Genomic DNA, 8,925 nt, shown 5'->3' on the forward strand with positions numbered 1-8,925 from the left:
CCGTGATGTGCGGGGGCCGAACTCGATTCAGCTGTGCGTAGGTCAGCTGGTGGCCTTCTTGGCCGGGGCCTTCTTGGCCGGAGCCTTGGCCGCGGTCGCGGCGGGCTTCGGGGCCGCGGGCTTGGCCGGAGCCTTCTTGGCCGGGGCCTTCTTCACGGGCGGCTTGGTGGCGGCCGTGTCGACCTTGGCCGCGGCCGTCTTGGTGGTGGACTCGGCCTTCTCGCCCGCGCCGACGAAGCGGCTGGCGACGCTCTCGCCCGCCTCGGTCACGGCGTCGCTGACCTCGTCGGCGACGTCGCTGATGCGCTCCGCGGCGCGACCGGCCAGCTTGGCTGCCTGCTCGCCGACGGCCCGGGTCTGACGGGCGACGGTGCCGAGGGCCTCCTCGGTGAGGGTGGCGGCATCGCCGAGCACCGACTCGGCGCGCTCGATGCCCTCTTCGACGGCGGGCTGCTTGCGCAGCCGCTCGACGGTCTCCTCGCCCCGCTCGGCGAGCGAGGTGTAGATGTCGGACGCGACCTTCAGGTACGCCTCGGCGACCTTGCGCAGCTCCTCGGCGGTGAACTTCTCGCGCAGCTCGGCGAGCTCCTCGGGCAGCTCGGACGGCAGGCCTGCGAGCCGCTCGCGGAGGCTCTCGACGCCCTCGGTGAGGTCGCCGGTCAGCTTCTCGAAGCGCTCGCGGGCGGCGTCGACCGTGAGGGCCTCCTCGCCGTTGGCGGTGGCGCGCGAACGCACCTGTGCGACGACGTCGGCGACGGCCTGGACGACCACGTCGCCCGCACCGACTGCGGCGTACAACGGGGTCTTCACGCTGTCGAGACCTTTGAGTTCAGTCATTCCTGGTTCTCCTTTTCGGGCTGGGGGTCGAGACGCGGATTGTTCTCGCGCCGGAACGATTCGTAGATTTCGAGGAGGACCTGCTTCTGCCGCTCCGTGACGGAGGTATCGGAGAGCAGGGCGTCCCGCACCGGACTGGCTGGGCGATCTTCGAGAAATCCAGCCCGCATGTACAGCACCTCCGCGGACACGCGGAGTCCCTTCGCGATCTGCCCGAGCACCTCTGCCGAGGGCTTGCGCAACCCACGCTCGATCTGGCTCAGGTAGGGGTTGCTGACGCCGGCGAGCTGCGAGAGCTGCCGCAACGACACCTGCGCCGCCTCCCGCTGCGACTTGATGAAGCTGCCAATGTCCTGTGCCGCGGAGCTGACCACCCGCGCGGCCACGTCACCGGCGCTGTCGCCAGTGGGCGTTTCGTCGGACATCACACTCCCTACCTGGTGGGTGAATCCCACGGTACGGGAGCGTGCTAACTATTGCAAGCACCCTTGTTAGCAGTGGGCTGCGGTCACGTGAACAACAGTTGCGAGACGGTGTGGATGGTCAGCCCGGCGAGCGCACCGACCACGGTGCCGTTGATCCGGATGAACTGCAGATCCCGCCCGACCTGCAGCTCGATCTTGCGGCTGGCCTCCTCGGCATCCCAGCGCGCCACCGTCTCGGTGATGACGCCGGTGATCTCCTCCGTGTAGTTCGCGGCGATGTACCGCACCCCGCTGTCGAGCCAGCCGTCGACCTTGGTGCGCAGTTCGGCATCGTCGCGCAGCCGCTCCCCCAGCCGGATCACGGTGTCGCGGGTCTTGGCCCGCAGCGTGCTGTTCGGGTCGTCGACGGACTCGAGGATCATCCGCTTGGCCACCGTCCACGCCGCCTCGGCGGCACCGGTGACCTCCTTGCGGCCCATGATCTCCGCCTTGACCTTCTCGGCCTTGGCCATGGTCGCGGGGTCGTTCTGCAGGTCGTTCGCGAAGTCGACGAGGAAGCGGTTGGCGGCGAGGCGAACCTCGTGCTCCGGGTTCGAGCGCACCTTCCAGGTGAACTCCACGAGCTCCTTGTAGATCTTCTCGCCGAGCAGCGCGTCGACGAACTTCGGCGACCAGGCCGGACTGTCCCGATCGATGATCCGGTCGATCGTGTCCTGGCTGCCAAGCGCCCACTGGTGGGCCCGCTCCGCGAGCAGGTCGAGCAGCGGCAGCTGACGATTCTCCTTGATCAGCTCCGCGAGCACCTTGCCGATCGGGGGGCCCCAGGCCGGCTCGGCGAGCCTGCGGACGATCGTGCTGTCGATGATCTGCTGGACGTCCTCGTCACGGAGCACCGAGACGAACCCGCGCAGGACCGTCGCCGTCTCCGCGGCCACCCGGGTCGCGTGCGCAGGCTCGGCCAGCCAGGTGCCGACCCGCAGCGGGACCTGAGCGGCCTCCACCTTCTGCGACACGACGTCGGGCGCGAGGAAGTTCTCCCCGACGAAGCTGCTCAGGTTCGAGCCGAGCTGGTCCTTCTTCTTCTTGATGATCGCGGTGTGCGGGATCGGCAGCCCGAGCGGATGCCGGAACAGCGCCGTCACGGCGAACCAGTCGGCCAGCGCGCCGACCATGCCCGCCTCGGACGCAGCCCGGACATAGCCGACCCATTCCGGGGCACCCTTGGTCTCCTGCCAGCGGGACACCAGGTACACCACGGTTGCCAGGACGAGGAACCCCGTGGCGAGGGCCTTCATCCGGCGGAGGTCCCGCTTCTTGGCGGCGTCATCGACGGTGAGCAACTGCACCAGTCCCATTGTGCCGAATCTCCGGGCCACGCCGGGTCAATCGTGGGCTCCTGCTCGAACCCCCGCCTAAACTGTGCAGGAGATCAACCGAACGGATGTGGCGAACCCAGTGCCCAAGAACTCAGTGCCAACAGCACAGGACCCCGATCAGACCGAGACGGAGTCCAAGCCCGAGAAGCCGGACGGCCGCAAGCGGCGGTGGCGCGAACACAAGATCGCGCGCCGTGAGGAGCTGGTCGACGGCACCATCGCGGCCATCCGGGTGCGCGGACGCGACATCGGCATGGACGAGATCGCGTCCGAGATCGGCGTCTCCAAGACCGTCCTGTACCGGTACTTCAACGACAAGAACGACCTGACCAGCGCCACCATGATGCGCTACGTCGAGACGGTGCTCGCGCCGCGGATGTACGCCGCGATCGGCAGCGACATGGACGAGTACGAGCTGGCGCGGATGGCGATCACCGCGTACGTCGAGACCGTCGCCGCCGACCCCGAGGTGTACCTCTACGTGATGGCGAACAGCGCGGGCGGCAACCGCGACGTCGTCGCCGAATCGGAGCGGATGATCGCCGAGTTGCTCTCCGCCGTCCTCGGCGAACGGTTGCGCCTGATGGAGATGGATTCCGGCGGGTCGCTGCCGTGGGCCTACGGGATCGTCGGCGCCGTGCAGCTCGCCACCCACTGGTGGATCTCCAACAAGTCGATGACCGCGGAGAACCTGATCGACTACCTGACGATGATGACGTGGGGCGGGATCACCGGGATCGCGGAGGTCGCCGGCTCGCCCGCACGGTTCAACGCCAATCCGCACCCGCTGCTCCGCGGGGACGCCGCCGAGGGACTCTGACACGGTCTTGTGTTACCTGAAGTAACAGGTAACCTGGCGGGGTGAGCGACTTCGACGCCGGCACCGGCGAGGACCACGACGAACCCGACGGTTACTCCGGCAGGGCACTGGTCACCGTCGGCACGCACCCCACCCTCGCGCTCGACGTCCAGCTGGTCGGCCATTTCGAGCCGATCAGCGGCCGCTACCTCTGGCAGGGCCGGGTCCGCAGGCTCGCGGAGTCGATGCCCGACTGCGTGACGGTCGGACCCGGCGCGGAGCTGCAGATCGAGACCCCCGAGGGTTCCGGCATCGCGACGGTGTCCTCGATCGATCTCTGGGGCAGCCACATGATCGAGGGCAGGTCGGGTCGGCCGTTCGCCGCGATGGAGGACACCGAAGGCCTGCTCTGACTGTTCGCAAGTGCGCCCCGCCCGGCCGACCTACACTCTTGCGCCATGGAGCTACAAACCCGCCAACTTCGCTACTTCGTCGCCGTGGCCGAGGAGTTGAGCTTCACCCGCGCCGCAGAGAAGCTGCACATCGCACAGCAGGCACTGAGCGCGCAGATCAAACAGCTGGAACAGAGCCTGGGCGTGGTGCTACTGACCCGCACCACGCGCAGCGTGACCCTGACCTCGGCCGGCGCCGCGTTCCTCGAGGACGCGTCCGCGACGCTGACGGCGATGGATGCCGCGGCCGAGCGCGCGCGCTCGCTGCAGCGCCGCGAGAACGAGCGCCTGGTGCTGGGGTTCGGCGAGGGCGCGGCGCTGATCCTGACCGAGCCGATCCTCTCCGCGTTCCGCGATCGGCACCCAGGGGTGACGATCGAGATGCGTCAGTTCAACTACGACGACCCCTCGGCCGGACTGAACGACCGGTCGGTGGACGTGGCGTTCGTGCGGAGCCCGATCTCCACGGACGGCATCGATTTCGTCCACCTGTTCAGCGAGCCCCTCATGGTGGCACTCCCGACAGGCCACGCACTCGCCGATCGCTCCGCGGTTCGCGCGAGCGAGCTCCTCTGCGACCCCCTGCTCGGTGCGGCCTGTACCGATCCGGCGTGGAACGCTTACTGGGAACTCGATGAGCATCGAGATGGGACGCCCGCGCCGGTGGTCTCCCGCTCGACCACGTTGCTGGAGGAATATCAGAAGGTCGCGGCCGGTGTCGGAATCGTCGTGACGACCGCCTCCGCCCGGTGGGTGCCCTATCCCGGGGTGACGACGGTGCCGATCGCCGACGCCGCCCCCAACGAGGTCACGGTGGCCCGTCACCGTGACACCGACTCGGCGTTGGTCCGCTCGTTCATCGACACCGCCCGCCAAGTACGCGATGCCCGCCCGGACCTCGTCGCGAGACTGAGCGAGCCGGACTTCGACGACCGCACGATGCCGACGCTCATCCCGTACTGACAAGCACAGCTTGTCGATTCACCGAAACTGGTTGTTTCTGCCCGGCGCACCTCGCACCTAGGATTCCTTGGACGTGCAAATATCGCACGATGGAAGGTGAAGGATGAGCTGGTCACGCGGTCGCGCTCTCCTGCGCATCCTGGCGGCGCCCGTGCTCTTCGCCGCCACTGCCGCGCTGCAGATGCCCGCTCCGGCCGCCGCCACGCCCGCGAGCGACTGGACGCTCCCCCGGGTGACGGTGACCGACGGCACCATCACCGACGCGACCGGGCGGACCGTGCTGCTGCGCGGGGCGAACGTCAACCAGCTCAACGACTACGCCAAGAACGACCCCTCGCTCCCCGCCACCGCGCCGCTCGAACGCGCCGACTTCACTCGCATGGCGTCACTCGGCTTCAACGTCGCGCGGCTGACCGTGGCGTGGTCCGCCCTCGAACCCACCCCGGGCGCGTTCGACGAGGCCTATGTGGCCCGGATCCGCGAGGCCGTGCGCGATGCCGAGGACCACGGCATCTACACCGTGCTCGACATGCACCAGGACGCCTGGGGCAAGGCGGTGGGCACGCCCCAAGGCGTGGCCTGCCCGTCGCCGCTCAAGCCCAGTGTCGGATGGGACGGCGCCCCGGCCTGGGCCACCCTCACCGACGGCTGGAGCACCTGCACCCTCGGCGGGATCCGCGAGACCTCCCCCGCCGTCGCCCGCTCGTTCCAGAACTTCTACGACGACACCCAGGGCATCCAGGGCCACCTCGTCGACACCTGGGCGCGGCTGGCAGGCGAATTCAAGGATGAACCGGCGGTCGTCGGCTACGACCTGCTCAACGAGCCCAATCCCGGGCTGCGGGATCCCATCACCGCCGCCGACCAGATCGGCCGGTACTACCAGCGCGCGATCACCGCGATCCGGCAGGCCGAGCAGGGCGGCTTCCCGCACCTGGTGTTCTTCGAACCGAGCGCGATCTGGTCCGCACTGGGTGTCGACGCGCTGCCGCCTCCGCGGCACCTCGACGATCCGCTCGTGGTGTTCGCGCCCCATCTCTACAGCGGCTCGATCAACGTCAGCAGCGACATCCCCTCGATCGAGGACGGCTTCCGGCTGGCGCTCGACGGTGCCGCGCGCTACGGGGCCCCACTGTGGACCGGCGAGTGGGGCTGGTTCGGCGACCCGAGCGCAGACGCCGACCAGGTCGACCGATTCGTCGATGCGATGAACGAACATCGGATCGGCGGGGCCTGGTGGTCGTGGACCCAGGCCTGCGGTGACCCGCACGCCGTCCGCGACGGCAACACCCACAAGCCTCAGGGCAACCTGAACAAGATCGACTGCCCCTCGGGCACGCAACTCGGACTGGTCGACGGATTCGCCCGCCCACTCTCGCGCACCTACCCGCGGGCCGCCCCAGGGAAACTCGCGGAGGTGACCTCGAACGGGTTCACCGGCGCAGGCACCGGCCGCCTCGAGGCCTGGTACCCGGGCACCGAACGGCCCGGCCTGGACGCCGCGGGAGTCGCCGATCTCGACCTGACACAGGTCGACGGTGGGTGGCGGCTGACCGGGAACACCACGGGGGCCTATCGCGTGACCCAGCACTGAAACCCGCTGCACAGAAACCGCTATACGACACGGTCAGATTTCTCACTCTCATGAGAAGACGCCGTCCGCAATCTCCCTTCGCAGAAACGGCCGATCCGCCAAATCAACGGTCTCGATAACACTTGATGAATTCCGGAACCGGCCGCGAAAACAATTCCTAGGCCGCCTTATCCGACGAGCGGAGCTGCCGATGCCGGGAATCAACCCAGCCTGGATCTCCGGCCGCCAAGCTGAAAGACACCGCACCGAGGTCGAGGACGAGCAAACGGTCCTGAACTGGACAAACGCAAGGTGCAGGGAGTGCTGACGGCGACATCTCCACACCAAGACAGCGCCCCGCACTTCAGCTTTGCGAGCCCCCGATGAGCTCTCGACCAAGTGCGTCAAATCTCGTCTGATTCGTTCGACGTTCCACCGCGCGAACAATGATCGACATGGTAGAAATTGTCACGGTCGCAACTGCACCCTGGTTGCGACCGCGTCAATTCGGAAATTCATTTTCAAGGAGAAGTCAATGGGAACAATCCTCACGGCCCTCGGTGCAATCGGGAGCGCCATCTCGATCGCGACCTTCATGAAATCGCTGAGCTGACGGTGCGCAATTCCCGGCGTGAGCCCAGGTGACTGCGACGCCAGGACAAGCCCTGTGTCCGGCAGAGTCCGCGGCCACCACCCAGTCATGACCGCATCAGCGAGAACTAGGGAGAACATGTCTTCGAACACCGTCCGCCGCGTTGCCGCCCTCGCGGCCGCCACCGCCCTTCCCGCCGGCCTGCTGATGGCAGGCGCGGGTGTCGCGAACGCCGCCCCGACCTGCAACCAGTCGAGCCACACCACCAAGAACGACGCCAGCACGGTGTGGGTGACCCACACCTACGACAAGAGCGTCACCGTCAAGGAAGCCGCCGCGGGCACCAACGTCACCTACAAGATCGAGGTCGGCACCACCGGCATCGGCAACCCGTACGTCAACGCCATCCGCGACTACCCGCCGGCCGGCTTCGGCAAGCCCGTCTCGGCGAAGGTCACCTCCTACCACTTCCTCCAGGGCCAACAGACCGAGGACGTCAGCCCGGTGGTGACCGGCGACGGCGGCTGGAGCGTCAACAGCACCGGATGGTTCGTCAATTCGGGCAACTCGGTGACCGCCGAGTTCACCTACAAGGTCCCGAACGGCGCCGCGACCGGCGTCCAGATCACCAGCGGCGGCATCGATGTCGGCGGCACCGTCGGCGTCGGCATCCGACGGGACAACCTCAACGCCTGCTTCACCGTCCGCGAGAAGAACGCGGGCGAGGCCGCCCTCGGCAGCACGGACGGCGCCGGACTCGGCTCCAGCGAGGGCCAACTCAGCTCCACCGGCTCGATCAGCGACGTCCTCGGCGACACCATCACCCGAGTCCTCCAGAACGGCAGCTAGTCCCGGTGTGCTCGGCGCCGCGATCGCCGCGGCGCCGCGTACTCGCCCCCCCCCCACACTGCGGCCTCGATGTCGACGGCCGCGCACCAGCGACCCAAGGATCACCCATGACATCAGGACATCTCGCGCGCGGCGTCGCCGCGGGCGCTGCGACCACCCTCGCGCTCGGCGCGCTGGCCTTCCTCGGTGCAGGCACCGCCGTCGCCGCCCCCGGATCGATCGCCTGGGACGACGGCAGCTCCCACTTCACCCGCACCGTCAGCAACACCACCCCCAACGCGGGCGAAACCATCACGGTCACAACCAAGTTCGAGCGGACGAGCTGGGTCGACGAGTACATCTACAACGTCAAGGACCGGCACCCCTCCTGCCTGACCTACGTCCCCGGCTCGGCCAAGATGATCGGTGAGAACGAGTACCCCGTCCTCGACCCCGAGGTCAATGTCGACGAGGGCAACGGCACCGGCTACGTCCGCGCCTCCTGGGGCATCACCGACTGGGTCGTCCAGAATCGCCCCGGCTTCCACCGATCGCCCACCTTCAGCGTCCGCTACAAGGTCGGCACCGACTGCGCCCGCGGCACCGCCCTGAACACGGGCATGGACTACGGCGGATCACTCGGCAGCGGCAACTACGGCACCAAGGGCCCCTCGGTCACCGTCGGTACGAACACGGTGTCGACCACCACCGTCAACCCGGTCACCGGGGCCACCGTCGGCAAGGCCACCACCCTCACCGCCAAGGTCGACCCCGCGGCCGCCGGTGGCACCGTCACGTTCAAGGACGGCGACTCCACGATCGGGACCGCCCAGGTCGGCGCCGACGGCACCGCCACCCTGCAGTGGACGCCCAACGCCGCGGGAGAACGCGCGATCACCGCCGACTACTCCGGCAACGGCACCGTCAACGCCTCCACCGGCTACGCGTCCGTGACCGTCGCACCCGGCGACGGTGGCGGTGACGGCAGCACCGGCAGCCTCGGCTCCCTCCTCGGCGGCTTCGGCTCCTGACAACCGGAACACGCTGACCCGAGGTCGGGCTCCGGCGCCACGCCAACAC

General features: G+C 68.2%; 9 protein-coding genes. 6 read left to right on the forward strand and 3 right to left on the reverse strand.

What is annotated here, in order from left to right:
- Positions 1-42: 42 nt before the first annotated feature.
- The 3 genes from ACWFRB_RS25915 to ACWFRB_RS25925 all read right to left on the reverse strand — a co-directional run bounded on the left by ACWFRB_RS25915 (position 43) and on the right by ACWFRB_RS25925 (position 2,617).
- Complete coding sequence (locus ACWFRB_RS25915) at positions 43-837, reverse strand: heparin-binding hemagglutinin (RefSeq protein ID WP_452644137.1); 795 nt, start codon at positions 835-837, stop codon at positions 43-45.
- The gene (locus tag ACWFRB_RS25920) at positions 834-1,262 is read right to left on the reverse strand and encodes a helix-turn-helix domain-containing protein (protein WP_077040608.1); all 429 of its coding nucleotides are present in this window, start codon (positions 1,260-1,262) and stop codon (positions 834-836) included. The genes ACWFRB_RS25915 and ACWFRB_RS25920 overlap by 4 nt, the downstream gene beginning before the upstream one ends.
- Before the next feature lie 83 nt (positions 1,263-1,345).
- On the reverse strand, positions 1,346-2,617 hold the full coding sequence (locus ACWFRB_RS25925) for a DUF445 domain-containing protein (RefSeq protein ID WP_452644140.1): 1,272 nt from the start codon (positions 2,615-2,617) through the stop codon (positions 1,346-1,348).
- A gap of 100 nt (positions 2,618-2,717) precedes the next feature.
- On the opposite strand from ACWFRB_RS25925, the gene ACWFRB_RS25930 reads away from it, so the two are divergent.
- The 6 genes from ACWFRB_RS25930 (at position 2,718) to ACWFRB_RS25955 (ending at position 8,876) form a co-directional block, all read left to right on the forward strand.
- Complete coding sequence (locus tag ACWFRB_RS25930; protein ID WP_452644142.1) at positions 2,718-3,458, forward strand: TetR/AcrR family transcriptional regulator; 741 nt, start codon at positions 2,718-2,720, stop codon at positions 3,456-3,458.
- A 41-nt stretch (positions 3,459-3,499) separates the two neighbouring features.
- Positions 3,500-3,850 (forward strand): DUF4873 domain-containing protein, encoded by a 351-nt coding sequence (locus ACWFRB_RS25935; protein WP_452644144.1) that lies wholly within the window; start codon positions 3,500-3,502, stop codon positions 3,848-3,850.
- 45 nt (positions 3,851-3,895) lie between these two features.
- Positions 3,896-4,852 (forward strand): LysR family transcriptional regulator, encoded by a 957-nt coding sequence (locus tag ACWFRB_RS25940; protein WP_452644146.1) that lies wholly within the window; start codon positions 3,896-3,898, stop codon positions 4,850-4,852.
- Between the two features lie 103 nt (positions 4,853-4,955).
- The gene (locus ACWFRB_RS25945; protein WP_452644148.1) at positions 4,956-6,446 is read left to right on the forward strand and encodes a glycoside hydrolase family 5 protein; all 1,491 of its coding nucleotides are present in this window, start codon (positions 4,956-4,958) and stop codon (positions 6,444-6,446) included.
- A 709-nt stretch (positions 6,447-7,155) separates the two neighbouring features.
- Positions 7,156-7,866 (forward strand): hypothetical protein, encoded by a 711-nt coding sequence (locus ACWFRB_RS25950; RefSeq protein WP_452644150.1) that lies wholly within the window; start codon positions 7,156-7,158, stop codon positions 7,864-7,866.
- A 107-nt stretch (positions 7,867-7,973) separates the two neighbouring features.
- The gene (locus ACWFRB_RS25955; protein WP_452644152.1) at positions 7,974-8,876 is read left to right on the forward strand and encodes an Ig-like domain-containing protein; all 903 of its coding nucleotides are present in this window, start codon (positions 7,974-7,976) and stop codon (positions 8,874-8,876) included.
- Positions 8,877-8,925: the final 49 nt, after the last annotated feature.

The sequence above is a fragment of the Rhodococcus sp. NPDC055112 genome, from assembly GCF_053607505.1.

Bases quoted from the DNA above. Each gene is read 5' to 3' on its own strand.
- ACWFRB_RS25915 (WP_452644137.1), bottom strand. From the start codon at position 837: ATGACTGAACTCAAAGGTCTCGACAGCGTGAAGACCCCGTTGTACGCC.
- ACWFRB_RS25920 (WP_077040608.1), bottom strand. From the start codon at position 1,262: ATGTCCGACGAAACGCCCACTGGCGACAGCGCCGGTGACGTGGCCGCG.
- ACWFRB_RS25925 (WP_452644140.1), bottom strand. From the start codon at position 2,617: ATGGGACTGGTGCAGTTGCTCACCGTCGATGACGCCGCCAAGAAGCGG.
- ACWFRB_RS25940 (WP_452644146.1), top strand. From the start codon at position 3,896: ATGGAGCTACAAACCCGCCAACTTCGCTACTTCGTCGCCGTGGCCGAG.
- ACWFRB_RS25945 (WP_452644148.1), top strand. From the start codon at position 4,956: ATGAGCTGGTCACGCGGTCGCGCTCTCCTGCGCATCCTGGCGGCGCCC.
- ACWFRB_RS25950 (WP_452644150.1), top strand. From the start codon at position 7,156: ATGTCTTCGAACACCGTCCGCCGCGTTGCCGCCCTCGCGGCCGCCACC.
- ACWFRB_RS25955 (WP_452644152.1), top strand. From the start codon at position 7,974: ATGACATCAGGACATCTCGCGCGCGGCGTCGCCGCGGGCGCTGCGACC.